General features: G+C 50.7%; 23 protein-coding genes and 3 pseudogenes. 17 read left to right on the top strand and 9 right to left on the bottom strand.

Features of this window, described 5'->3' with window-relative positions; translation table 11 throughout:
- Window positions 1–65 precede the first annotated feature (65 nt).
- Complete coding sequence (locus AACU55_RS20910; RefSeq protein ID WP_134706046.1) at window positions 66–1418, top strand: carbohydrate porin; 1353 nt, start codon at window positions 66–68, stop codon at window positions 1416–1418.
- Window positions 1419–1709: 291 nt separating this feature from the next.
- On the opposite strand, the gene AACU55_RS20905 is transcribed toward AACU55_RS20910, so the two are convergent.
- Window positions 1710–2495 (bottom strand): MipA/OmpV family protein, encoded by a 786-nt coding sequence (locus AACU55_RS20905; RefSeq protein WP_037035923.1) that lies wholly within the window; start codon window positions 2493–2495, stop codon window positions 1710–1712.
- Between the two features lie 140 nt (window positions 2496–2635).
- Between AACU55_RS20905 and AACU55_RS20900 the strand changes: the two genes are divergently transcribed.
- From AACU55_RS20900 to AACU55_RS20885, 4 genes are all read left to right on the top strand, one after another.
- The gene (locus AACU55_RS20900; protein ID WP_013574943.1) at window positions 2636–2800 is read left to right on the top strand and encodes a hypothetical protein; all 165 of its coding nucleotides are present in this window, start codon (window positions 2636–2638) and stop codon (window positions 2798–2800) included.
- Between the two features lie 26 nt (window positions 2801–2826).
- Window positions 2827–3969, top strand: a complete 1143-nt coding sequence (locus tag AACU55_RS20895) for an efflux RND transporter periplasmic adaptor subunit (RefSeq protein WP_134706045.1) — start codon at window positions 2827–2829, stop codon at window positions 3967–3969.
- Window positions 3966–7040: an efflux RND transporter permease subunit gene (locus tag AACU55_RS20890; RefSeq protein ID WP_134706044.1), complete on the top strand. Its 3075-nt coding sequence runs from the start codon at window positions 3966–3968 to the stop codon at window positions 7038–7040. The genes AACU55_RS20895 and AACU55_RS20890 overlap by 4 nt, the downstream gene beginning before the upstream one ends.
- Window positions 7041–7151: 111 nt before the next feature.
- Window positions 7152–7940: an alpha/beta fold hydrolase gene (locus AACU55_RS20885; protein WP_134706043.1), complete on the top strand. Its 789-nt coding sequence runs from the start codon at window positions 7152–7154 to the stop codon at window positions 7938–7940.
- 94 nt (window positions 7941–8034) lie between these two features.
- Here the strand turns inward: AACU55_RS20885 and sacB are convergent, their stop codons facing one another.
- Both sacB and AACU55_RS20875 read right to left on the bottom strand, forming a co-directional pair.
- The gene (sacB, locus tag AACU55_RS20880) at window positions 8035–9282 is read right to left on the bottom strand and encodes a levansucrase (protein ID WP_037035912.1); all 1248 of its coding nucleotides are present in this window, start codon (window positions 9280–9282) and stop codon (window positions 8035–8037) included.
- 308 nt (window positions 9283–9590) lie between these two features.
- Window positions 9591–10853 carry a multidrug effflux MFS transporter gene (locus AACU55_RS20875; RefSeq protein ID WP_134706042.1) on the bottom strand — a complete coding sequence of 421 codons (1263 nt, stop codon included), beginning with the start codon at window positions 10851–10853 and terminating at the stop codon, window positions 9591–9593.
- A gap of 36 nt (window positions 10854–10889) precedes the next feature.
- Here AACU55_RS20875 and AACU55_RS20870 point away from each other — a divergent pair, with 36 nt between their 5' ends.
- Together AACU55_RS20870 and AACU55_RS20865 are read left to right on the top strand one after the other, a co-directional pair.
- A complete protein-coding gene (locus tag AACU55_RS20870; RefSeq protein WP_037035909.1) occupies window positions 10890–11762 on the top strand; it encodes a LysR family transcriptional regulator in 873 nt (290 codons plus the stop codon).
- Between the two features lie 54 nt (window positions 11763–11816).
- Window positions 11817–12329, top strand: coding sequence for a GNAT family N-acetyltransferase (locus AACU55_RS20865; RefSeq protein ID WP_013574950.1), 513 nt, complete (start codon window positions 11817–11819; stop codon window positions 12327–12329).
- An 86-nt stretch (window positions 12330–12415) separates the two neighbouring features.
- On the opposite strand, the gene AACU55_RS20860 is transcribed toward AACU55_RS20865, so the two are convergent.
- Window positions 12416–13306 (bottom strand): LysR family transcriptional regulator, encoded by an 891-nt coding sequence (locus AACU55_RS20860; RefSeq protein WP_037035906.1) that lies wholly within the window; start codon window positions 13304–13306, stop codon window positions 12416–12418.
- Between the two features lie 229 nt (window positions 13307–13535).
- Between AACU55_RS20860 and AACU55_RS20855 the strand changes: the two genes are divergently transcribed.
- The 3 genes from AACU55_RS20855 to AACU55_RS20845 are packed head-to-tail and all read left to right on the top strand — an operon-like array spanning window position 13536 to window position 16248.
- Complete coding sequence (locus AACU55_RS20855; protein ID WP_134706041.1) at window positions 13536–14732, top strand: MFS transporter; 1197 nt, start codon at window positions 13536–13538, stop codon at window positions 14730–14732.
- Window positions 14733–14742: 10 nt separating this feature from the next.
- Window positions 14743–15771 carry an alpha/beta hydrolase gene (locus tag AACU55_RS20850; protein WP_134706040.1) on the top strand — a complete coding sequence of 343 codons (1029 nt, stop codon included), beginning with the start codon at window positions 14743–14745 and terminating at the stop codon, window positions 15769–15771.
- A 48-nt stretch (window positions 15772–15819) separates the two neighbouring features.
- The gene (locus AACU55_RS20845) at window positions 15820–16248 is read left to right on the top strand and encodes a cyclophilin-like fold protein (protein WP_134706039.1); all 429 of its coding nucleotides are present in this window, start codon (window positions 15820–15822) and stop codon (window positions 16246–16248) included.
- Between the two features lie 326 nt (window positions 16249–16574).
- Here AACU55_RS20845 and AACU55_RS20840 read toward each other — a convergent pair whose 3' ends face one another.
- Window positions 16575–17471, bottom strand: a complete 897-nt coding sequence (locus tag AACU55_RS20840; protein ID WP_134706038.1) for a LysR family transcriptional regulator — start codon at window positions 17469–17471, stop codon at window positions 16575–16577.
- Between the two features lie 97 nt (window positions 17472–17568).
- On the opposite strand from AACU55_RS20840, the gene AACU55_RS20835 reads away from it, so the two are divergent.
- Complete coding sequence (locus tag AACU55_RS20835) at window positions 17569–18624, top strand: SDR family oxidoreductase (RefSeq protein WP_134706037.1); 1056 nt, start codon at window positions 17569–17571, stop codon at window positions 18622–18624.
- 21 nt (window positions 18625–18645) lie between these two features.
- Here AACU55_RS20835 and AACU55_RS20830 read toward each other — a convergent pair whose 3' ends face one another.
- The gene (locus AACU55_RS20830) at window positions 18646–18849 is read right to left on the bottom strand and encodes a hypothetical protein (RefSeq protein ID WP_205960133.1); all 204 of its coding nucleotides are present in this window, start codon (window positions 18847–18849) and stop codon (window positions 18646–18648) included.
- 42 nt (window positions 18850–18891) lie between these two features.
- On the opposite strand from AACU55_RS20830, the pseudogene AACU55_RS20825 reads away from it, so the two are divergent.
- Window positions 18892–19035: pseudogene (locus tag AACU55_RS20825) on the top strand (TolC family protein); the annotation flags it as partial.
- A 98-nt stretch (window positions 19036–19133) separates the two neighbouring features.
- Here AACU55_RS20825 and AACU55_RS20820 read toward each other — a convergent pair.
- A complete protein-coding gene (locus tag AACU55_RS20820; protein WP_134706036.1) occupies window positions 19134–19616 on the bottom strand; it encodes a MarR family winged helix-turn-helix transcriptional regulator in 483 nt (160 codons plus the stop codon).
- Window positions 19617–19686: 70 nt separating this feature from the next.
- On the opposite strand from AACU55_RS20820, the gene AACU55_RS20815 reads away from it, so the two are divergent.
- Window positions 19687–20622 (top strand): quinone oxidoreductase family protein, encoded by a 936-nt coding sequence (locus AACU55_RS20815; RefSeq protein ID WP_134706035.1) that lies wholly within the window; start codon window positions 19687–19689, stop codon window positions 20620–20622.
- Between the two features lie 480 nt (window positions 20623–21102).
- Here the strand turns inward: AACU55_RS20815 and AACU55_RS20810 are convergent, their stop codons facing one another.
- Window positions 21103–22002, bottom strand: coding sequence for a LysR family transcriptional regulator (locus AACU55_RS20810; RefSeq protein ID WP_134706034.1), 900 nt, complete (start codon window positions 22000–22002; stop codon window positions 21103–21105).
- A 140-nt stretch (window positions 22003–22142) separates the two neighbouring features.
- Between AACU55_RS20810 and AACU55_RS20805 the strand changes: the two genes are divergently transcribed.
- The 4 genes and pseudogenes from AACU55_RS20805 to AACU55_RS20790 all read left to right on the top strand — a co-directional run.
- On the top strand, window positions 22143–22718 hold the full coding sequence (locus tag AACU55_RS20805) for an NAD(P)H-dependent oxidoreductase (RefSeq protein ID WP_134706033.1): 576 nt from the start codon (window positions 22143–22145) through the stop codon (window positions 22716–22718).
- A 15-nt stretch (window positions 22719–22733) separates the two neighbouring features.
- Window positions 22734–23012 carry a YciI family protein gene (locus AACU55_RS20800; RefSeq protein WP_134706032.1) on the top strand — a complete coding sequence of 93 codons (279 nt, stop codon included), beginning with the start codon at window positions 22734–22736 and terminating at the stop codon, window positions 23010–23012.
- Window positions 23013–23056: 44 nt separating this feature from the next.
- Window positions 23057–23209 (top strand): annotated as a pseudogene (locus tag AACU55_RS20795) (putative quinol monooxygenase); the annotation flags it as partial.
- Between the two features lies 1 nt (window position 23210).
- Window positions 23211–23597: pseudogene (locus AACU55_RS20790) on the top strand (putative quinol monooxygenase); the annotation flags it as partial.
- A 219-nt stretch (window positions 23598–23816) separates the two neighbouring features.
- Here the strand turns inward: AACU55_RS20790 and AACU55_RS20785 are convergent.
- The gene (locus tag AACU55_RS20785) at window positions 23817–24440 is read right to left on the bottom strand and encodes a pyridoxamine 5'-phosphate oxidase family protein (protein WP_134706031.1); all 624 of its coding nucleotides are present in this window, start codon (window positions 24438–24440) and stop codon (window positions 23817–23819) included.
- Between the last annotated feature and the right edge of the window lie 66 nt (window positions 24441–24506).

The raw sequence follows: 24506 nt of genomic DNA, 5'->3' as shown, positions 1-24506 counted from the left end.
TATCTTCGGGCTGTATTTATACAAAAAATGACACACTAATATAAATAATAAGAAGGTCTTTTCCGATGAATAAAATCTGGGTCGGATGTATGTTGACGTCTGTATGTACCTCAGTAGCCAATGCACAGGATACGCTTTCCCTCGAACAACGGCTGGAACAAATGGAGCAGCGGCTGAAAGTCACCGAGCAACGCGCTGCGGGTGCGGAGGCAGAAATTCGCGCCCTCAGGCAGGAGAAGCAATTAGCCTCCGTGGTAAACAATACGCCCGCAGTTCCCGCGACTCCCGCTATTCAGCTCACCGGGAATAGTAATATTAAATTTTACGGGGACGTTGAATTTAATATGGACGGTGCCAGCCGCACGGGCAGCCTGACGTCGGTAAAAACCAGTACAAATAAAAACTGGGCACCCGGAGATAAAGAACGCTGGGATATGAATGGTCGTATTCTTCTGGGGTTTGATGGTCTGCGAAACGGGGTTAATGGAAAATATGCCGGATTCACTGTTCAGCCACTGGCTGATATAAACGGAAAAATGAATCTCGACGATGCGGCATTTTTCTTTGGTCAGCAGGATGACTGGAAAATTAAAATAGGTCGCTTCGAGGCCTGGGATATGTTCCCGCTGAACCAGGATACGTTCATTGAGTATTCCGGTAATACCGCCAACGATCTCTACAGTGACGGTTACGGTTATATCTACATGATGAAAGAGGGGCGCGGGCGCAGCAGCAGCGGTGGCAATTTCCTGCTCAGTAAGACACTCGATAACTGGTATTTCGAACTCAACACGCTTATAGAGGATGGCAGTTCGCTATTTGTCGACAATAACTATCACGGCAATGCGTTAGATAACCGTAAAAATGTGGTTTATGCCCGCCCGGTCGTGGCCTGGCAATCCGGCGCGTGGTCGGTTGCCGCCGCTGTCGAAAGCAACCTGGTGAACAATGCCTATGGATATCAGGATACTCGGGGTGTTTGGGTAGACCAGTCGGGCCGGACCGGTTACGGCATGACGATGAGCTGGAACACGCTTAAAACCGATGCAGAAGACGGTGCGGTTGTTAACCTGAGTACGGCTTATCTCGACGCCGCTGACGAAAAAGATTTCAGCGCAGGCATAAATGCCTTATGGCACCGCGTGGAACTGGGTTACATCTATGCGCACAACAATATCGACAAGTTCAATATGGCCGGGGTAGCCAGTGACTGTGACAGCGACTGCGCGATTCTGGCGCCGGGGAAATATGACATTCACACCATCCATTCCTCATGGCACCTGCCTGATATCATGGATATGCCTGACTTCAATATTTATCTTGGGGCTTATGCCTCCTGGCTGGAATCGCCGTCGGTAAAAACCGGTAATACGGATGACCGTTATGGTGCCCGTGTGCGCTTTAAATATCTTTTCTAAACAGCGCCAGCCCGGGAATGTGTGCTTATTTTTCTGTGATCACACATATATTTTTTCAGTTTAAGAGGACATCCAGAATATGCCGGAAATGACCGCCGAATTGCGGAGGAGATAACGTCAAAAAGACGCAATAGTATGAGAAAATATAAAACAAAATAATTGAAACCAGCGTTGCGATATCTCCTTTCATGTGTTCTGCCTTTATTATCAGAAAGGTTGTGACTTTGTGTTTTTGGGCCTATGAAAAAGTCGCCGTTCGGGACGACTTTTCATAGGTTCATGTTCATTGCATCAGAAGGTATAAAGCACACCCAAATTGTAAGTCGTGCCGCCACGCTTAACGACAATCGGGCTGTTACCGGCTTTGTCGTCCAGCCAGGTGTAATCGGCACTGATAACGCCGCCCCAGTGGGACGTGAACTGATGGCTCCAGGTCAGGCTGCTGTCCACGCCATAGAAACCCCCGGCCGACTGATAAGGCGCGAAGTCAGTGCGGTCGCTTTGTTCGCGGCTCACCCCATAAAAGGTATTCATATAGCGCCGGTCGCCAAAGAGCGCTGCCGACTGAAGTGCAACAGTGTCAGTGTCGTTTTGCAGCGGCAGTACCGTGACGGAAGTCTGATAATGCACACCTTGCCCGTCCGTCAGTGGCAGGGTGGCTTTGCCTTCAAAAGAGAGCCACGGCGTTGCAGACCAGCCCACCGCGAGCGCGGTATTCATGGTCGCATCGATATTCCCCATGCCTTTGAGCTTATTCGAGCCATCCCGCCAGGTGGAATCTCTGTCTGTCCGCCCGAGGCTGTATCCCAGCGTATGTTCCAGATACAGGCCGTTATCCGCCTGCAGGTCATAACCCACGCCTTTGAGCGAATCGAAGAAAAAGGCGCCATCGCGCGCCTGAATGACCGGCCCGACCAGCCAGTGGCGCTGATCCGAACCGCTGTAGCGCGGCGCGCTTTGTGCGCCCATGCCGACGGTAAACGTCGGCGCAGACGGCGTGGTGTCGGCCATTGCCTGCAGCACTGTGGCGGACAGGCTGAAACAGGTCATCTGCAGCATTAGTTTTCTGGATGTCATTGTGATTCCTCATCACCTAAACGTTGGTTCGTAGCGGATTGCAGCCGCGTCTGAAACCCGAAGTATGAAGAGGCAGTGTCAATAAACTGTCGGGGAATTATGAAGAAACCGTCAAGATGACCTGTATGGAGACCAGGCAGATGCTGATTATTGAAGACGACGATGCGGTGGACGTTGCCGATGTTGATTTACATGCTGCACGTCCGCTGTCACTGCGCCGGTCAGCCATCTTGCAAAAAAGTGCGCATCTTGACGGTTTCTTGATGAAATATTACGGGAATCTGGACAGTGATTGGATTGAATAGCGACATCTCAATTCAGGAAGACTGTCATGGCTGTTACCTTCACCGATTATGCGCGTCACGCCGTTCGCCATTTATCCGCCACCGGTCGGATGCTTCCCTTCATTCCCGCCGCCTGTCTGATCATCGTTGCCATTGTGCTGACTGGTTGTGGTGACAAAGCCCATAAACAAGCGCCCTCTGTCAGGCCGGTGCGCACCATTTCCGCACCGCCTCCTGTTGCTTTGAGTTCCCTGATTCAAACGGGTGAAATACGCGCCCATGAAGAGGTGACGCTCGGGTTCCGGCTGGACGGGCGTATTCTGACGCGGCAGGCTGAGGTGGGGGATCGTGTGATCGCCGGTCAGGTTCTCGCTACCCAAGAAAGCGAGACCAGCCGCAACCAGTTCAGCAGTGCGCAGGCCGATCTGAACAGTGCCCGCGCGGCAGAGCAGGTTGCGGCGCTCAGTCTCAGGCGTATGCAGTTACTGATGCCTTCCGGGGCTATCGCACGCTCGCAGCTTGATAGTGCGCAAGCTGACTGGCAGGCTGCCCGCGCGAAGCGTCAGAGCAGTGAAGATGCGCTCAAAAATGCGCAGGAAAACGTGTCCTGGACAAAACTCACGGCTCCGGCTGACGGCGTGATTACCCAGGTCAGTGCGTCGGCAGGACAAGTGGTCAGTGCCGGACAGTCGGTGATCACCCTGGCCAGTGGCAGCCTGCGTGATGCCGTATTTGATGTGGCCGATCCCCAGTCTGTTCCTCAGCAAGCTGACAGCCTGTTTACTATATCGTTACTTTCTGCCCCTTCCGTGGTTGCGCAGGGGCATTTCCGCGACGTCAGCCCGCAGGCCGACCCGCAAACCCGCACCTGGCGCCTCCGCATTACCCTCGATAACCCGCCACCGGCCATGGCACTCGGTGCCAGTGTTCAACTGACACTTAACGCGTCAGGTCCGCGTCTGATTGCATTGCCTGCTTCTGCGCTGACCCGATCCGGTGATAAACCGGCGGTTTTTGTTGTTGATGAGAAAACGCTGACGCTGCATTTACGGCCCGTGGTTATCGGGCGTTACAGTACCTCTGAAATATTCCTGTCTGCCGGTGTACAGCCTGGCGAAAGGGTGGTCATTGCCGGTGTGAGTAAACTTCGTGAAGGTGAAAAAGTCATGCCCGGGGAGGACAGCGAATGAAACCGTCTTCCCCGGTCGGGGCCTTCAATCTTTCAGCCTGGGCGCTGAATCATCAGTCACTGATTGCCTTTTTTATGCTGCTGTTAATGGCGGCGGGTGTCATCAGCTATGAGCAACTCCCCCGTAATGAAGATCCGGCGTTTACCATTAAAACTGCCGTGGTGTCCGCGAGCTGGCCGGGGGCGAGCGTGGAGGATACGGTTAATCTGGTTACCGATACGCTGGAGAAAAAACTGCAGGAAACGCCTTATCTTGATTTTGTGCAAAGCGAAACGCGTGCCGGGCAATCGGTTATTTTTGTGAATCTTCGCGATAACACGCCCCCTTCAGAGGTGGCGGGTATCTGGTATCAGGTGCGCAAAAAGATGCAGGATATCGCGCCGTCACTGCCAGCGGGTGTGCAGGGTCCCTCGGTGGATGACGAATTTGATGACACGTTCGGCACCATTTATGGCTTTACTGCGGAAGGTTTCACGCCGCGTGAGCTTCGTGACAAGGTCGATGATATCAGCCGCAGTCTGATGTCGCTGCCGGATATGGGAAAAGCCAGCCTGCTGGGCGTGCAGGAGGAGAATATTGTTCTCGCATTTTCACCGGCACAACTGGCGGGAATGGGGCTGGATCTCCAGCAAATCACCGATGCACTGAAGGCGCAAAATGCGGTAGAACCTTCGGGCGTCTTGCGAAGCGATCGTGAAAACATTGCCTTGCGTGTGAGCGGCGCCCTGACGTCAGAGCAAAGTTTACGCGCCGTGACGCTGCATATTGCCGGGCGCTACATTCCGCTGACGGATATCGCGACCATTAGCCGCCAGGATGCCGAGCCCCCGTCACCGGCATTTCGGGTCAACGGTCAGCCCGCGATCGGTCTCGCCATTTCCATGGCTTCTACAGGCAACATGCTTTCTTTTGGCAAGGCGCTGAGTGACCGGATGGCCGTGATTAGCGCACAGCTCCCGCACGGCATTGAGATGGTTAAAGTCGCGGATCAGTCGGCCGTAGTATCGCAGGCGGTAAGCGGCTTTATCCGTGTATTGATTGAAGCGGTGGTTATTGTGCTGGCGGTGTCCTTCGTCTCATTAGGCACCCGTGCCGGGCTGGTGGTGGCTGCGGCGATCCCCATCGTGCTGGCGATGACGTTTATCGGCATGATGCTCGCCGGCATCGGGTTACAACGTATTTCGCTGGGGGCGTTAATCATCGCCCTGGGTTTGCTGGTGGACGATGCCATGATCACCGTCGAGGCGATGGTCTCCCGTATTGAGGCCGGTGATTCTAAATGGCGGGCGGCGACTTACGCATTTGAAACCACCGCCTTCCCGATGCTGACCGGCACACTGGTGATGATAGCGGGCTTTATTCCGGTAGGCTTTGCCGCCTCAAGTGCGGGAGAGTATTGCTATTCTCTCTTCGCCGTGGTGCTGATTGCGCTTTTATGTTCCTGGGTAGTGGCCATTCTGTTTTCACCGCTGATCGGAACCTGGCTGTTACCTGAGAAACTGGCATCACACGCTGAAAAACAGGGCAGACTGATGCGTTTCTATCAGCGTCTGCTGAATCAGGTTTTGCAAAGACGCGTGGCGACTCTCAGTTTCGCCTGCCTTTTGTTAGGGCTTGCCGCTTATGCGACCACGTTTATGCAGGGCGAATTTTTCCCGGCGTCCGATCGCCCGGAACTGCTGGTCAGCCTTACGCTTCCCGGTAACGCTTCGCAAAGCGACACGGCACGCCGGGCGGAGAGGCTGGAGCACGCCCTGAAAGACAATCCGAATGTAGATCATTTTTCTACCTACGTGGGGTCAGGCGCGGTGCGGTTTTACCTGCCCATGGATGTATTACTGAATGATGAGAATACGGCACAACTGGTTGTTGTCGCCAAAAGTCTGGAGGACAGGGATAAGTTACGTGCGCAACTGGACACTATTTTGGCCCGGGATTTCAGTGATATCACGACGCGCGTTTCGCCGCTGGAACTGGGGCCGCCGGTCGGCTGGCCGGTAAAATATCGCGTCAGCGGACCGGATTATGCGAAGGTCAGGCAGATTGCGCAACACCTCGCCAGCGTTCTCGGAAACAGTCCCCGGACCCGCGAAGTTAATCTGACCGCCGGTGAACCTGAGCGGGTCATCACGTTACAGGTGAATCAGACCGCAGCACGAGCGGCGGGTGTGTCTTCCGAAAGTCTCGCCACGTTGCTCAACACTGTCTGGTCTGGCAGCGTTGTCACCACCGTCAGGGATAAAAACCGGCTGATTGACGTTGTTCTGCGCGGGAATAAGCGCGAACGTCAGGATTTGACCACGCTGTCCGGGCTGATGATCACCACGGCAAGCGGGCAGAAAATCCCCCTGAGTCAGGTGGCGACGCCGGTCTGGGGAGTTGATGACCCGGTTATCTGGCGTCGGCAGCGCCTGCCGTTTATCACGGTACAGACGGATTTAGCTGCAGGTCTGCGGGCAGAGGCTGTTTCTCAGCAACTCTCTCCTTTGGTCTCACGTATCAGGGCAAGCTTACCGCCGGAATATACGATAGAGGAGGGCGGTGTGGTAGACGAGTCGGACAAAGGCAACAGCTCGGTGTTCGCGGTGTTGCCGGTCACACTGTTTGTTATGCTGATCCTGCTGATGGTCCAGTTGCAGCGCTTCTCCCGCATGCTTCTCGCGTTGTTCATGGCGCCATTCGGACTGATTGGCATTGTGCTGGCGATGTTGCCGACGGGTACGCCGATGGGATTTGTTGCGTTGCTCGGTATCATCGCATTAGCAGGCATGATTATCCGCAATGCGGTGATCCTCATCAGTGAAGTGGACAATAACGTCAGGGAGGGGCTTGACCGCGATGAAGCCATCAAAGCGGCGGCACAACACCGTTCCCGGCCCATATTGCTCACGGCGTGCGCTGCCATACTGGGAATGATCCCGATTGCTGAGCAGGTTTTCTGGGGGCCGATGGCCTATGCGATTATCGGCGGGCTGATCGTTGCCACTTTCGTCACGCTGACTGTTTTGCCCGCTGCGCTGAGTCTTATTATGCAGTTCGAAAATAATCGCGTTAATCAAAAGGTCAGTTAGCGATCTCTCGGGAGATAAGACATTAGCGCCAATTAAACAAGTAAATTCTTGTTTAATTGGTGGGGGATCGGATAGGTTAGTTATCCACTCACTTCACTACGGGGCGAAAACATGCCTATTTTGCATACAGAGCATGGCGATATCGATTATCAGGATATCGGTACGGGTGACATAACGCTGTTCCTTATGCCAGGCTGGTGCCAGCCAAAAACTGTCTTCAATGACTTCTCTGAACTGGCCGCTGCTTTTTTCCGTGTTGTTATTATTGACTGGCGTGGTCATGGAAAATCATCGACCGATGGCAAGGATTTTGACGGTGCGGCGTTATTAACAGACGCTTTGACACTCATTGACCATCTCGGTCTGACCCGCGTAGTACCGGTTTCCGTTGCACATGCCAGCTGGATAGCGGTTGATTTGGCTGAAAGTTTGAAAGAACGTGTGCCTGCGGTGATATTCCTTGACTGGATCATGAATCAGCCTGCAACGGCGTTTTTCACTTCAATCAACGAGATGCAGCATGAAGATCGCTGGCAGTCTGCACGGAACCAGCTGTACGAATTTTGGCTGGCAGGAAGCGAGTCACCCACCATGATCCATCATTTCAAAACCGAAATGTCTGAATCCAGCTACCCGTTGTGGCGACTTGCAGGGCAGGTGATCGCCGATGCCTATCAGACATACGGTTCGCCGCTCCAGCGCCTCCAAAAACTCAAAAACCCACCGAAGGCTACTCATATCTATTCCCTCGACAGAAACGACGAATACCTTGCTTTACAGCAGCGTTTCGCTATGGCGCATGATTTTTTTGAGGTGAAACGTTTGGAGAATGCCAGAACTCACCTGGCCGTGCTTGAAAGGCCGGGAGATGTATTGGCAGGGATTTTGGAATCAATATAAATCTTTAATCGTTCAGCCAGCGGGGGGCCGGGGCCGTTTTAATCCAGTTGCACTGCCTTTCCGCAAAGCCTATGCGGAAAGGCAGATCACCTCATTAATTTAAAATAATATTCTTCATCGGCGGGATATACCCATAATCAAACACGCGTTCTACAAATGAACGGTTTCCGGTAAGGACAATTTTTACAGTAGGAGCCTCTGTCCCGCCAATACGATAATTACCGTCGGTGGTCGGAACGTTATCAATAAAAGATGTCACCAGGCCATTGGGCATTACGCAGTGCGAGTAAGTCTGGAAGGGCTGAGAAGGTGGATTACCTAATACCAAACCGGAGCCGTTCATCGGAGAATAAGGGCCGGTAAGGCGATCACTCAGGAAACCGTACACACCATCAGGCCCCGTCAGACCCTCCGCATAGGTAAACTTATGACTGATCGTGAACAGGTAATATTTTCCATCCTGGAAGACAAAATGAGGGCGTTCGGTTTGATCATTGACGCCGACAGCGGTCACCAGAGGAGGGAGAATTTCCCATTCATCTCCTGAAAGATCTTTGGCGACGGCCATACCAATACAGCCCGCCTGGTATCTTGCATTGCCCACATCACGATGGTCCGGCGGAAGGGTACCCATTTCCTGTTTGCCAATGACGTGAGAACCCCGCTCACCCGCCACGTTACCTTCAAACACCATGTAGAGTTTACCGTCATGAGGATCGATAAACGGGCTTGGATCCCTGAAGTTCCAGTATGGATTCTGGCTTTCAGTCTGGTAATACACACCGTCGGCTGAAAATAATGATTTAACCTCGTTGAAACCGGCCAGTGTTACGCCTTCTTCTGAGGTCAGCACTTTGCCTCTCACTTTTGCAATGGTCGCACCTGGCGTGACACAGGTATAATAAAGATCAATATCGCCGTCTTCATTGAGCAAAATTGGCGTCCCTGCCCATTCGCGGGTCGTAGGGGAAACACCTTCAGCCATCACACGGCCACCAAAAATCCAATCCTTACCCGTACGGGAATACCAGTAACAAATTTTGGCGCGCCCGTGGCGATTATTCCAGTCACTGGTAATATCATAATTTCCGTCTGCATCGAGATATTCTGAATTATTGTTATTACGCTGCGCTGTCAGCGTGAAAATAACGGACCATCCGTCGACAGAAACCACCGTGCCGTCTAATGACCGAAGCGGCATCGTATCCCAAATGAATACTTCATCACTCATAACCGGAAAATCGGCGCTAACAACAGGCTGTGTGGTGGTCGGGTCATTTTCGTTGACCTTCAGAGCATCAGCACGTGTCCAGATTGTCGGTTTATAATTTAAATTTGTCATGCAAATATCCTTTAATTAAATAGATGTTAATACTGTTTGACGTTTGAAGTCGTGAGAATATTGGCATGATCAAAAAAGGCATGCACTCAATGAGTGTTGTGCCATTATTTATACATTATTTATATAAAACTCCGGGATATGTATTTGCGGGAAGACAATTGCATCGTTGATGACCTGTTATTTGTTAATCCTGAAGAAATTCATTAATAGTGAAAATAATGCGCTATTTTAAACTTTGATTAATTACTCTTATTTCGAGACAGAAATAAACATTACAACTTTCACAGCCGGTCAGGCAGGTCAGCGGCTCAACGAGAGGATTGAATATGATGGCGCCGGATACGCTGTTTACGGCAGGCCACAAGTGCGGTGAGAGCCAGCAATAAAACTGAAGAGCCCAGTACCGGCTGGCTGAAACCAAACTCTGCACTTATGAAGTTGGCAAAAACAGCCGCGCTGCCTATCTGCATAAAACCAATCATTCCGGAGGCCGTGGCGGCATGACCCTGCCCGCTGCTGATTGCCCCGGATATTGCCAGTGAAAGGCTGGAGCCGTTTGCCAGACTGACCAGGCACATAGGAAGCAAAATAGATAAAATCCCTTTTTCTGCCGTAAACATTACTGTGGCATAAGCCAGACCACCCAGCACAAAACACATGATGCCGGCAGTAACAATGCGATCATATTGCCAGAAGTTTAAAAGCCGTTTCGTTAACACATTGGCACTGATAATACCTGCCGTTAAGGGAATATAGAGCCATCCTCGCGTCTCCTCACTCATCCCGAGCTGCGCAAATAAAAAAGGAGACTGAGTCAGATAAATAAACCATGCACTGTAGATGCAACAGACGATAAGCGTATAACGCCGGAACCCCGTATCGCTGCAAATTACCCTAAATCCTGAAAACGGCGAGGCCGGAGCAGAGATATTTTCAGGTCGCGTCTCGCGCATGAAAATGATCATCAGCATGGTAGCCATGCCGAAAATGGCGACGAAAATGAAATCCGTATGCCACCCAAATGTGGCGGCGAGATGTCCCCCTATCATCGGTGCTATTGCAGGTGACAATGAGACCAGCGGATAGATGACCGAGTAGACCCTGGCAGAAATGGCTTTATTACAGGTATCCGCGATCAGCGTGCGACCAATGACGAGACCAGCCGCTGCACCTGCCCCTTGCAGCAGGCGAAAGAGCAGAAAAGAAGAATAGCTTTCAGCAACGGCACATCCCAGCGATCCGCCAATGTAAATCGCAATGCCAGCGAGCAGTACGGGTTTTCGCCCAAGGCGATCTGCAAGCGGACCGTAAAAAAGCTGACATATGGCCAGTGCCAGTAAATAGGCTGAAATGGTCTGAGATATCTGCGATGGATCCACCGCAAATTCGCGTGCCATATCTGGCATCGCCGGAAGATAAATATCGGACGCGATGAGACCGAACGCGCTCAGCATAGCAACGGTAATAATAAAAGAGAGTCGAGGCATAAAATTCCCGGTGTTGAAAAGGGTTATCAGCAGAAGAATTGCGTAGCTTAACGGCTGTTTCATCCTGCTTAAATGCATTATCATGCAGGCAATACCTGCAAAAATGCAGCATGAGGAACGATGAACTGGGATGATGTCCGGATTTTCCTGGCGGTATACCGCGCAGGTACTTTACGCAGCGCGGCTGAGCAGCTTTCAGTTGATCAGACTACCGTAGGCCGCAGACTCAATACGCTTGAAAAATTATTGGGGAGTAAACTATTTTTAAAAAGCCGTCAGGGCTGGGTTCTGACCGCTGGCGGGCGAAAAATACTCTCACTTGCAGAAGAGATTGAACGCCTGACGGTCAGCTTTGAACGTCGCGGCTCCGGGGATGATGACCGGCTTGAAGGAGAAGTGCATGTGACTGCCACTGACTCGCTGGCCATTGATTTTGTTTTACCGGCAATCGAGCGCGTACAGCATAACTTTCCCAATATTCGGGTAAATCTGACCACCACCACACGCCTGCTGGATATCGGCCGACGCGAAGCGGATATAGCGGTACGCACCATTCGGCCAGAACAGCCGGATTTGATTACCCGTAAACTGGCCTCCAGGGAGGTGGGACTTTTTGCGACGCATAAGTATATTGACAGGTTTGGCATACCAGAACCCGGCAAAGGCTTTGACGGGCACCGTATCGCGCTTTACCAGTCAGGCATTACGCGCTCTCAGGATGGACTGCTGGCAGGAGAACCGAGACATAAAGGGCGCGTAGTGGCAGAGCTGGACTCCAGCATGATGTTAGCAACGTTTATTCGCGCAGGGCTGGCCCTGGGTGAGCTGCCAGATTATCTTGCGAAAATGTACCCGGAACTTATCCGCCTGTGGCCAGAAAGAACGCGTAAAAGCCCTTATGAGGTCTGGCTGGTTATGCATCAGGATCTGTCGCACACTGCAAGAGTCAGGGCAGTGATGAATACCCTTGCTGAAGAGTTCGACCGTTATTAAAGTAAGTTTGATATGTTAAGTCATTCCAATTTATTGCTGGTTTAAGGTTTCTGCATGAATATAAATACACGAATCGCCCACCCGGTAGATGCCAGCCTGTTGCGCAGCCTGGCTTTCAATATATATCCGGCGCACTTCAGACATATGTGGTTGTCAGAGCGCGAAATGAATACGTATCTGGAAAGTGAATTCTCTTTGTCCGCACTCAATGACGGACTAAGGGATCCAAAAGTTTGCTGGTTTCTTGCGCAAAACGATAAACCGGTTGGATTTGCCAAACTCACGTGGATCAATACGATTCCGGGAACGGCTATTTCTGGGGTATCGCTTGACCGGCTTTATCTTGCACCGGAAGCGACGGGTAAACACTTTGGAAAAGAGATATTTAAAGAAATCGTTACAGCTGCGCAAAAGCAAGATAAGAAATTTTTGTGGCTTTCGGTGAGAGAGAAAAACGATCGCGCTCGTAAATTCTATGAAGCTTCAGGCATGCGACACATAACTGATACTGAATTCAGAACGGAATCACAGATAAGTAAGTTGCACATCATGGGCATGGAAATTTAGACGCCATATGTCGGCCTGCCACTGGCTAACATAACAAGACCTGGTCATCTCTTCGCTCATCGTTGCCTGAAGGCCCGCGGGCTTTTCTATGCCTTGTGGCGTAAGGCATCAGCGACCAGTGAAAATGCGGGTGAGGGTTGCTTACGGCTGGGATAATACAGGTAATAGCCGGGAAATGGCTGGCACCACGGTTCAAGCACGCGTATCAGGCGCCCCTCCTCAATATGTGATTCAAACTCTTCTTCCGGCAGAAAAGCGATGCCAAGCCCGGCTAATGCCGCGTCCACCATGTGTGCTGTCGTATTAAACGTCAGTTGCCCGGTAACCCGGACATTTACCGGGCCTTCTTCATTGTCGAACTCCCAGACGTAAAGTCCCCCTGACGTCGCTTGCCGCATATTAATGCAGTTGTGCTGGAGAAGGTCGTGTGGCGTCTGCGGCATCGTATGGGTAGCAAAATACTCAGGCGATGCGACCGCAGCCATTTGCAACTTCGGGCTAATCGGTATCGCTATCATATCCTTATCGATGGTGTCACCCAGACGGACGCCCGCGTCAAACCTGTCGGCGACGATGTTGCGAAAACCGTGGTTAGCGTCAAACTCCAGTCTGATATCCGGATAGTGTTTCAGCAGAGGCGATAATTTGGGCAACAGTATGGTTTTCAGAACATGGGGGCCGCAGGTGATGCGAACAGTTCCTGCGGGTTTATCACGCATCTCAGTCAGCATGTCTAACTCGGCGAGTATGCCATCAACATGATCGCCTATGGTCAGTAGCAACCGTTCTCCGGCAGAGGTCGGCGATACGCTACGGGTTGTACGCGTCAGCAGGCGAATTTGCATATCCTCTTCAAGTGCCGAAATCGCCTGGCTCAGTGCGGATTGGGTGACGCCCAGCTTGGCAGCGGCGCGGGTGAAGCTGCTTTCACGGGCAACCGTAATAAAATAAAGAAGATCGTTCAGGTTGCGTTTCATAAAGTCCTTCCCGCCTTATTAATAAGTAATGCTTATAAGCCCATTCAGTATCCATTAGCTAGTAATGATGCACACCGCGTGTAAAATTTTCAACAAGAGCTTATTCCGCGAGGGAAGATTAACGCTCTTATTTTTTCATCTTTATTTCACGTTTTATTTTTTACGTTATTTCTGCGAATAGCGTTCAGCGGGTGTGCAAATAACCCTGGATTATTGGGAATTACTATTTATGTCCGCATTGCCGAGTCATACAAAACGTCAAAAAGAGCACGCTTACTGGAGCGGGGTTTTCGCGATGACGTTATGCGTCTTTGCGCTCATCGCTTCGGAATTTATGCCTGTGAGCTTGCTGACGCCGATATCAGCCGATTTAGGTGTCAGTGAGGGACGCGTGGGGCAGGGGATCGCGATTTCCGGTCTGTTTGCGGTACTGACCAGTCTCTCCATTTCTGCGCTGGCCGGAACACTCAACCGCAAGGTATTGCTGCTGAGCATGACGTTGCTGATGGCCGTTTCCGGTGCAATTATCGCGCTGGCACCCGGTTATCTGATTTACATGGTGGGCCGCGCATTAATTGGTATCGCGATTGGAGGATTCTGGTCACTTTCTGCCGCTACGGCTATTCGCCTGGTTCCGGCGCATCGGGTTCCCCGTGCACTGGCTATTTTTAACGGCGGTAACGCGCTGGCAACCGTTATAGCCGCTCCGCTGGGGAGTTATCTCGGGTCTGTCATCGGCTGGCGCGGGGCGTTCTTTTGCATCGTTCCGGTGGCGGTCATTGCCTTTATATGGCAGTGGTTCAGCCTGCCTGCAATGACCACGGAGAAGGCCGGTAAGAGGACTGCCAATGTTTTTCGTCTTTTTGCTAACCCGCTTGTGGCCGCTGGCCTTACCGCCTGCGGATTGTTCTTTATGGGGCAGTTTTCCTTATTCACCTATTTGCGCCCGTTCCTTGAGACAGTCACGCAGGTAAATATCACCACGCTGTCGCTCATTTTGCTGACCATCGGTATGGCAGGCTTTATCGGCACCCTGGTGATTGGCACGTTTTTGAAGACCGCCTTTTATCCCACACTTATCACCATTCCCTTGCTGATGGCTGCAATCGCCGGGGCGCTGATCGCTTTTGGAAACAGTGTATGGATCGTTGCGCCGTTGCTGGGGTTGTGGGGATTAATCGCCACGGCGGCCCCCACCGGATGGTGGACATGGATTGCCAGAACCCTGCCGGAAGATGCGGAGGCGGGCGGAGGTCTTATGGTCGCCATCGTGCAACTGTCAATCGCCATGGGCTCCACTCTCGGGGGTTTTGCCTTTGACCATAGTGGCTATCAAAGCACTTTTCTCATCAGTGCCATTTTACTCGTCATCGCGGCTGCCCTGGCTTTATTAACGTCACGTAAAGATATCCATCCAACCCACTGAGGATTCATCAATGAAAGTATTTACCCTGATGTTAGGGCTGTTAATCAGCTCATTTGCTGCGACAGGAGCCGATATGTCTAACGGAGCCGATAACTTTTACCAAAGCGATAAGGTCACCCGGCAAAAAGTGACCTTTAAAAACCAGTATCAAATGAAAGTCGTCGGTAATTTGTTTATACCGAAAGGGATGAAGCAAGACGTGCAGCATCCCGCTATTGTCATTGGTCATCCGATGGGGGCGGTGAAAGAACAAAGCTCAAATTTATATGCCCAGAAACTGGCGGAACAAGGGTTCGTGACGCTGGCGATTGATCTTTCCTTCTGGGGGGAGAGTGACGGCAAACCCGGTCATCTGATTTCCCCTGAAATCTATGCGGATGACTTTAGTGCTGCAGTCGATTATCTCAGCACTCAGCCTTATGTTGATCCGCAGAGAATTGGTGCACTGGGTATCTGTGGTAGCGGCAGCTTCGTTATCAGTGCTGCCAAAATTGACCCGAGAATGAAGGCCATTGCCACCGTCAGCATGTATGACATGGGGTCTGTGTTCCGTCATGGTCTTAATCATTCCGTGACGCCTGAACAGCGCAAAGCGTTTATTACGTCTGCTACAGAACAACGGCTGGTCGAGTTTAAAGGCGGCGATATTGCCTATATCCCCGGAACCGTGAACAAGCTTGATGATTCAACCTCTGCGGTTCAGCGGGAATTCTTCGATTTCTATCGCACACCACGGGGGGGTTATACGCCACAGGGCGAGAAAGAAGAGCTGACAACAAAACCGATGCTGAGCAGCATAGGGAAGTTTATGAACTTCTATCCGTTCAATGATATCGAAACGATTTCTCCGCGCCCGATGCTTTTCATCACCGGCGACCAGGCGCATTCGAAGGAGTTCAGCGAAGATGCTTACAAACGTGCCGGACAGCCGAAAGAATTGTATATCGTCCCGGGTGCTGGCCATGTCGATTTGTACGACCGTACCGATTTGATCCCTTTCGCCAAGCTGGCGTCATTCTTTAAAACTCACCTCAGTTAAACGCCAAAGCCACATCCTGCCGGGTGTGGCTGCTCTTCCGGAGGTCATGTGAAATATTTACTCACGAGCCTGTTTTGGGTGTGCGCTTTTGCAAGCCATGCCGACACCACACTGCGTAAGGATAACGTCATGAAGGCGAGAATGATCATTAATGGTCAACCATTTGAAGTCAGAATTCACGACAATCCGGCGGCTAAATCCTTTGTTAATATGTTACCTCTGCAACTCGAAATGACTGAGTTAAATGGTAACGAGAAATTTGCCGAACTGCCTCATCGCTTGCCTTCCAGCCCGGTGCGGCCGGGGACCCTTCATGCCGGTGATCTCATGTTGTACGGAACGCAAACGTTGGTTTTATTCTATGCCTCATTTGACTCTTCATATCGCTACACCCCCATCGGGAACGTTGTAAATCCCGGGACACTCCCCGCGATGGGGGATACAGATAAAATAGAGGTAGAGTTCAGCAGACAGTAATACAACGATATTGATATCGCAGGAAGTTTCTGCATGCACGCTTTGCCGTCGTCTATTGAGAAACAAAGCGTAGCGGTGCCCCCGCGCGCAGTCCCGCCATCACCATGTCTATGAGCCAGGTTAAAGGGAACGCAAATTCCTTTGCCAGATCGCATAAGCCCCGGTCAATAAATGCGTCAATCAGCGCGTTACCCACAGTGAGGGTCTTCCACTCTCTGAATTGAAGCCAGCGTTTGTGGGGGGGAGTTCATGTTGATGGGAGGGAAGGGGTTGGGCGTATTGACTGTCAACCGGAAGGCACGAGCCGTATTTTTATGAAAAAAGCATTATAGAATGCGTAAAGGCTCCGTCATCTCAGGCAGTAATTGTTCGATTACAGTGATAATGCTTCTGACCCTCCGCGGGATAAAGCGGGCGTCCGGGTAGACCGCATAGAGGAAGCAATCAGGTAACCGGTAGGCGGGTAAGACCGGAACCAGCGTACCGGCTTGCAAAGCCCTGGCCGCGAGCGGTAGCTGCATGCCACCGATACCCATGCCTGACTCTATCGCCTGTAACAGCGCTTCACTGGTATTAGCCCGGAACACGGTATTAACTTTGATGTCGATAGTTTCACTATCAGAAACTAACCGTAGTGGTGCCTCCGGCGCGATGCCGCTGAATCGCACATGTGGATGTGCCGCCAGCTCACTCACAGAATGAACCGGTTTAAAACCGGGGGCGGCAAAAAGCGCCGTTTCAATACGTGCCAGCACGCGCGCCGCATGCGTTTGCGGAGGCTCACGGGTCAAGCGCAGCGCGACATCCACCCCTTCAGTGACAAGATCGGCGATGCGGTCATCAAGTGAAAGCGTAAGGTGCAATCCTGAGTTCATTTTCTGAAGCGTCAGCAGATGGTGTAAAAAGAGCTGGCCCAGCCCGCTCGGCAACTGCACATGAACCCTGCCATGCCAGTGGTGATCGGCAGGGTTCAGACGCCTTTCTGCTTCCCGCATGGCCTCCAGCAAAAGCTGCATATCACGCCGGTAACTTTCTCCCTGCTCAGTAAGCGCCATCACACGCGTTGTACGATGCAGCAATACCACACCGAGCTCCTCCTCAAGTGCGGCAATCTGCTGACTGACCGCAGATTGCTTCATACCGCTCTGGCGGGCGGCTGCAGAAAAAGAGCCTGCTTGTGCTACGCGCAGAAAGGTGGCAATGGCATTGAGCTTATTATTCATTTAATGATTCTGCTTATAAGTGCCATTAGTTTCATGGGATATGTGTGAAAAAAATAATATATCACACTGTATCTGTCACCTTCTCTGGAGAAACACCATGAATAAGACGCAGCAACAAAAGGTCGCGCTGGTCGCCGGCGCCAGCGGTATTGTCGGCAGCCAGCTTGTCAAAACACTTCTGCAAAATAAGTGGGAGGTTATCGGGCTGAGCCGCAATGCATTATCTCACCCTGATAATATTCAGGTTGTAAACGTCGATTTACTGGATGCGCAAAACAGCGCGCAGGCACTGCAACCACTCAGCCGCATCACCCATATTTTTTACAGCGCCTGGGTGAACGCCGCGAACTGGACAGAAATGGTTGAACCGAACGTCACCATGTTGCGCAATCTGGTCAGTAACATTGAGAAAACGGCACCCCTCCAGATTGTAAGCCTGATGCAAGGATACAAAGTTTATGGCGCACATCTTGGACCGTTCAAAACCCCGGCGCGTGAAAGCGATCCCGCCATACCCGGTGCAGAATTTAACGCGGCTCAGCTCACATGGCTCAGCCATTTTCAGCGTGGGAAAACGTGGCACTGGAATGCAATCAGGCCGGGTGTGGTTGGCAGCGCGGTGCCCGGCAATGCCATGAATCTTGCAATGAGCATCGCACTGTATGCGTCGCTGTGTAAGGCTCAGGATTTACCTCTCCGCTTTCCCGGTTCAGAACAAACCTGGCATAGCATCGTTGATCATACTGACGCCGGGTTGCTGGCAGAGGCGACATTGTGGGCTGCAACCTCGCCTGCGGCAGAGAACCAGGCTTTCAACGTGAATAACGGTGACATCTGGCGCTGGAGCGAGCTCTGGCCGCATATCGCGCGCTGGTTTGAGCTGGAATACGCACCGCCGGTCCGGCTGTCATTTCATCAGTTGTTTAAGGACTACCGCACGACATGGCGTGAACTTGCCGGGCAGCGGCTGATGGAAACTGACATTTTACAGCTGAACGACGGGAGTTTTGCAGATTTTGTGTTTGGTTGGGATTACGACATGTTTGGTGATGGCAGCAAGCTGCGTCGGGCAGGCTTTACCCGTATGCAGGCCACCCACGAAATGTTTTTCAGCCTGTTCACGCAACTGAGAGCGGCACGCATTATCCCCTGACAAAGCACCGGGCAGCATATTTCAGATTAAGCTGCCTATCGCTCCTGCCAGAGGCTCTACGAATTCGTCATAATGACGATCAACAATTTCCGGAAGACGTAAACCCTCAGTCAAAGACAAGCGCAGCATTTGCTGGATTTTTTTGTCCTTTGATATTTTCTCAAAGGCAAAGAGAAGCCGCTGACGCAGGCGTTCCGCGCAAGTGCCTTTGAATGAGTCAGACATGCTCAACACATCACGGTAGGGTTGGGAATGGTGATGAGCCATCGCTATGCTAACGGTGCGACGGACTACCTGAATGTGCTGGATGCGCAGCGGACATTATTCTCTGCGCAACAGTCTCTGATTCAGAGCAGACTTTCGCAGCAAAACAGTCTTATTACCCTTTACAAGGCCTTGGGAGGAGGGTAGGAGCGTGGAGCTGTAGACTAGCGGACCCTGCCATGTACGGCTGTTTACGTGCAGGCTAAGTTTATTGCGCACTTCGCCTGCATATTCATAAGTCCGGATCAAACGGACTTAATGGATTCCAATGCATTAAAATCATGAACGAAGTTTTTCAATAATCTTTCGAATTCGACGCGGTCATTGTCCGGCCAGCTATTGAAGATGTCGTTATAAATGAGTGCTCGCGTGTGATCGATTTTATCGGTCATCATTTTTCCTTCAGGCGTAACGACCGCTTCGTTAATTCGCTTATCTTTAACATTTCTCTGTCGATGGGTTAGGCCCATTTGCCCGAGTTTAGTTACCTGACGGCTTACCGTCGTATAATCCCGCCCCACCCGATCAGCGAGTTCTCCTACACCTATAGGGCCAAAGCGGCCTATCAGGACCAGCAGTGGAAATAATGCACGGTCAATATTAATACCGGAGTTTTTTATCATTATTTCATCACGTTGCGGCCGATTGAAAGCACCGACGATAGCCAGCAACGTATCATGTAAATCATCAAAATAATCGGGTTTATGTGTATTTTGCACTCTTTTCATTGACGGCATCCGGGAGTGGGAATAATGTGTGCATTGTACACATATATTTCTTGAGCTAAAGGTGAACTTAATGAAAGCAGCACTTGTTAATGGCAAAGGCGAAACGCCGATTTACGGTGATTTCATGGACCCTCAGGGAGATGAGCAGCATATAGTGGTCAACGTTAAAGCCGCTGCAATCAGTCAACTGGCCAAGTCGCGGGCCGCAGGAACACACTACAGTTCAGCAATGGAATATCCGTTTATACCCGGAATTGATGGCGCAGGTTATCTGACTAACGGAGACCCGGTCTTTTTTTTCGCATTGAACTCCCCTTTTGGCAGTATGGCTGAGATGACCCTGGTTACGCCTAAAAGTATTGTGCCGCTCCCGGCAACACTTGATCTCTCAATGGCAGCCGCCATTGGTAATCCCGGAATGTCATCCTGGACAGCATTAACGCGCAGGGCGCAGCTGCGAAAAGGGGAAACTGTTCTCATCAATGGCGCGACAGGCACCTCCGGCGGTCTGGCGGTGCGTATCGCTCGTCACCTGGGCGCGGGGAAAATCATCGCGGCTGGGCGTAATACTGAAGTCCTGGCGAAACTCCGTACTCAGGGGGCTGATATCACGCTTACGCTGGATGAATTATCGCATGAACTCCCGGCACTCATGGAACAGGGTGTTGATGTCGTTTTGGATTATCTCTGGGGGGAGAGTGCGCTTGATATTATGAAGTCTGCCGCTGCCGGAGGTGCCAGATTGGTGCGTTTTGTGCAGATCGGCTCATTAAGTGGACAAGAAATATCATTACATAGCAAATTACTACGCTCATCAGGACTGACCCTGATGGGGAGCGGACTTGGCAGCGTATCCGATGCTGAACTGGTCGCTTCGGTTGGTGAACTATTACAAGCTGCTGCTTTGAGTGATTTCTCAGTCCCATTTCGTATTCGGCCATTAAGCGAAGTGAATGATGCCTGGAATGAAGATGACAGCCGTTGCCGTACTGTTTTCAATATCTGATGTTAAACAAATGCAGTCTGGTCCTTAGCGGGTTTCTCAGAAATGGTATGGAAAAATCATAAAGTTACCTAAATGCTAATGCATGGAATCTGTGGCTGTCTTCGGAAATTTCACACTCACTGATTGCATCAAAGCCATAAAGGCATAGTACCGGAGCATGAAAAGCAAGAAGCCCGCTGAGTTTCCTAAGCGGGCTTCTTAAATTTGGCTCCTTTGACTGGATCACCTTTGCCATGAGCTGGCTAATAAATAAACTAAATTTGAACTCTTATCCTGTCAAAACCACCAAAAGACTGAGGTAACATCGCACCTGTCATATTTATCAACGGCTTAACCGGTACTTTGAGGGATCCGAAATTTCACAGACCTCCGGGTGGTCGGCCAGTTATTGCTCCTGACCTTAACGGCTACGGCGCACGCAGCGATATACCTGTTTAGCGCTTCAAACGGATGTGGACCTTTAACAGGTTATGTCGTCAGCTATTTTTTGGTTTTCATCATTAAAAAATCAATCAGCGCTTTGACTCGTTTTGCCTTGCCGGTGTTTTTTAAGTAGTAGAGATAAACCGGTGGATAGGTTTTCCAGTAAGGCATCATCACCGGGATAAACTGCTCTTTATCGTGTTGCAATTCATACACCGGCTCAAACAATCTGCCAATTCCAAGACCGCTGCGTATGCCATCTGCCATGACATCAATATCATTGCTGATGAGCTGCCCTGGCATCTCAACGGTTAATTGCTGACCTTTATCTTCCAGCATCAGAGGGAGGAGGCGGTTATTGGTAATAAAGCGGTAGCCGATGAGTTGATGCTGATGCAAGTCCGCTGGCAGTTTGGGTGTACCGTGTTCCGCGAGATAGGCCGCAGAAGCATACAAACCTTCACGAAACGGTTTCATCAACGGGCGGGCCACAACACTCTCTTCAAGGATATCGCCAAAACGAATGCCCAAATCAAAACGTTCATCAACCATGTTTACTGTTCCGTCATAAACGGATATCTCAAGCTGTATTCTGGGGTAGCTCTGGCAAAACTCTGCCATAAAGGGCTTCAGGATAAGCAGGTAGGCAAAGCGTGACAGCGTAATTCTGACTAGCCCGGAGGGTTCCTGATTCAGGTCTTTGATGCTTTCCACCGCACTTTCCAGTGACGCCACAGCCCGCGATGTCTGTTGCAACAATTGTTCCCCGGCATCCGTCAGCTCAATGCGCCGGGTGGTGCGCACAAAAAGCGGGTGACCAATATGCTGCTCAAGCAGTTTTAGCGCTTTGCTGACCGAAGGTGGCGTTATCTCAAGTTTCCTGGCCGCAGCAGTGATGCTGCCTTCACGGGCGATGCTCTGGAAAATACGGATTTGGTTGTAAATGACATTGTTCATGGCGACATCCAGCAGAGGAAACAAAGTTAGATTATTAGCTATTGGCTAAGAGTGTATGACCTATTACTGCTCTAAAAAACAGAATCAGGGTTGGTTATACTCACTTACAGTAAAACAAACCCCTGTTAAAGAAGCCAAAAATGCAAAATGTACTGATTATTTCAGGTCATCCGAATCTTAGTGAATCCATTGGTAACGCCACTATCCTGGATGAAGTCGCAAAAGCGTTGCCCGGGGCCGAAATTCGCTTTCTTGATACTCTTTATCCTGACTACCACATCAACGTGGCACAGGAACAGGAAGCCTTACTCAAAGCTGATGTGATTGTCTGGCAGTTTCCTTTTTCCTGGTATTCAGTGCCGGGCTTAATGAAGTTATGGATTGATCAGGTTTTTGTTCATGGTTTCGCTCATGGTTCTGCTGCAAAACTGGGTGGCAAAAAGCTGATCATTTCCTTTACCGCCGGAGCACCAGAGGGCCTGTATTCCCCTGAAGGTTTGTTCGGCCACGACATTCAGCAATACATCACACCGTTTGAAACCACAGCACTGCTGTGCAATCTGGATTGGCAGGATCCGGTCTACACCTTTGGGATGAGCTATGCAGGGCGTGATGAAGCTAAAGTCCTGGAACAGAAAACACTGGCAAAAGTTCATGCCGCGCGTCTGATTACCGCGATTAAAGAAACTACCCTTGCTTTAAAAATGGCTGTGTAAAGGAGAAGAGGGAAAATGTATCTCATCAATATTACGGTGAATGGCGATATTACGGCTGTTCAGCATGAGGCGCTTTTCATACGCCATGTCAGTTGGTTTCGGCAGTATTTCAATGCAGGCAAGTTTGTTCTCATCGGTCCCTATTCCGATCGCGAAAGAGCAGGGGTGATTATTGCTCAGACTGAAAGCCGGGAAGAGCTGGACGCTATTCTGAGCGAAGACGCCTATCACCCCAATCTCGCTGAATATGAGATTCGTGAATTCATCCCGAAAATGGTGGGAAGCTGGCAATAACAGACGTCGCAATTTTCATTAAATAACGTGGCAGGGAGATGATTATGCAGTATGTAAACCTGGGGCGAAATGGCCTGAAAGTCTCACGACTGTGTCTGGGATGCATGAGTTACGGCGAACCGGAACGCCTTCCTCAGCCGTGGTCGCTTGATGAAAGTGCTTCGCGACCGTTGATTCGCCAGGCACTTGAGGCGGGTCAAGCGTAGAATTGATGTGGCCCCGCAATTTCTGGCAGATAAAAAGATTGTGCAAAGCGATAACACGATAAATAACTTTGTCATCGTTGATGTGAAATCAGAGTTTGGGCAGGCTTTTCGCCATGTCGTTTTGCCCGAAATGGCACAGTCCATTAAGCTGGAGGAGGGGGTTCTGGCCATGTACGCCGCTATCGATAAAGCGAACCCTAACCGCTGGTATTTCTATGAAATATACGCCAGCGAAGAAGCTTATCAGGCCCATCGTATAACCCCCCATTTTAAAGAATACATTGAGCAGACAGCAGAAATGACGACTTATAAAAAAGCCATAGCAATTAAACCTGGTTTGCTGATGAATAAAGGCGGTCTGAAATATGAAATTGAGTGAATAACTGCTCTGCCCGGCAAGCAGGGCTGAAAAAAATTAATTCAATTCTGAAGTTCACAGGATTCATCTATCAGATGAAAGATTGCCTGAGCGTTAAGGATTGTCAATCCAGGTTCGCATTCCGCCTTCCCTGCGTTTCGCCGGAGTATCAGGTATCAGGGGATTGCTGGCTGCTTCGGCATATCGATGCTGATGTTATGTAGTCGCCCAACATTACAATCAGTAAAGTGTGTTTTTCAATCGCTCCGGCAAGGCCTCGTCGTAAGCCAAACCATCAATTTCTGACCGTGAAATCATACTCAGGATACTTCCTGTGCTGGGCAGAGCCTGCCTGTCAATTTGTGCGGCAGGATCCCAGAGTTTTGAGCGAATGATCGCTCGGCTACACTGGAAAAAAACGCTTTCCACTGAAATGCGCAATACCGTTTTAGGCGGGTGATTATTGATTGCGAATTTATCCAGCAAAGCCGGGTCTTTACGTATTTCAGCTGTCCCACTTATACGCAAAGTTTCGCCAATGCCGGGAATTAAAAAGAGCAGCGCAACCCGATTGTCATTTAATATATTGCGTAGACTATCAATGCGGTTATTACCCCGGCGGTCTGGCAAGAATAAAGTTTTAGCATCCTCGATGTAAATGAAGCCTGCAGGATCCCCTCTTGGCGATACATCCAGACCATCAGGTCCCGATGTTGCAAGCGCCACGAATGTTGATGCTTCAATAAAGGGGCGGTAGGCAGGATGAATATGGTCTGTCACCTTCGTTAAAGAAGGTTTTGCTACCGCACCGTAAAGTTGCTCAAGCTCATTACTATCAGTAATTAGCATTTTTTCATCAGCCATCTCATTCACTTCCATTGATTTCAAAACACAATGCATGCTGATATTTATAGCAGATGCTTTTTTATT

The sequence above is a fragment of the Rahnella sp. CJA17(1/100) genome (assembly GCF_963881615.1).
Classification (GTDB): Bacteria; Pseudomonadota; Gammaproteobacteria; order Enterobacterales; family Enterobacteriaceae; genus Rahnella; species Rahnella aceris.
Note: the sequence above shows the minus strand (reverse complement) of the source record. Positions and strands in the feature narration are given on the sequence as shown.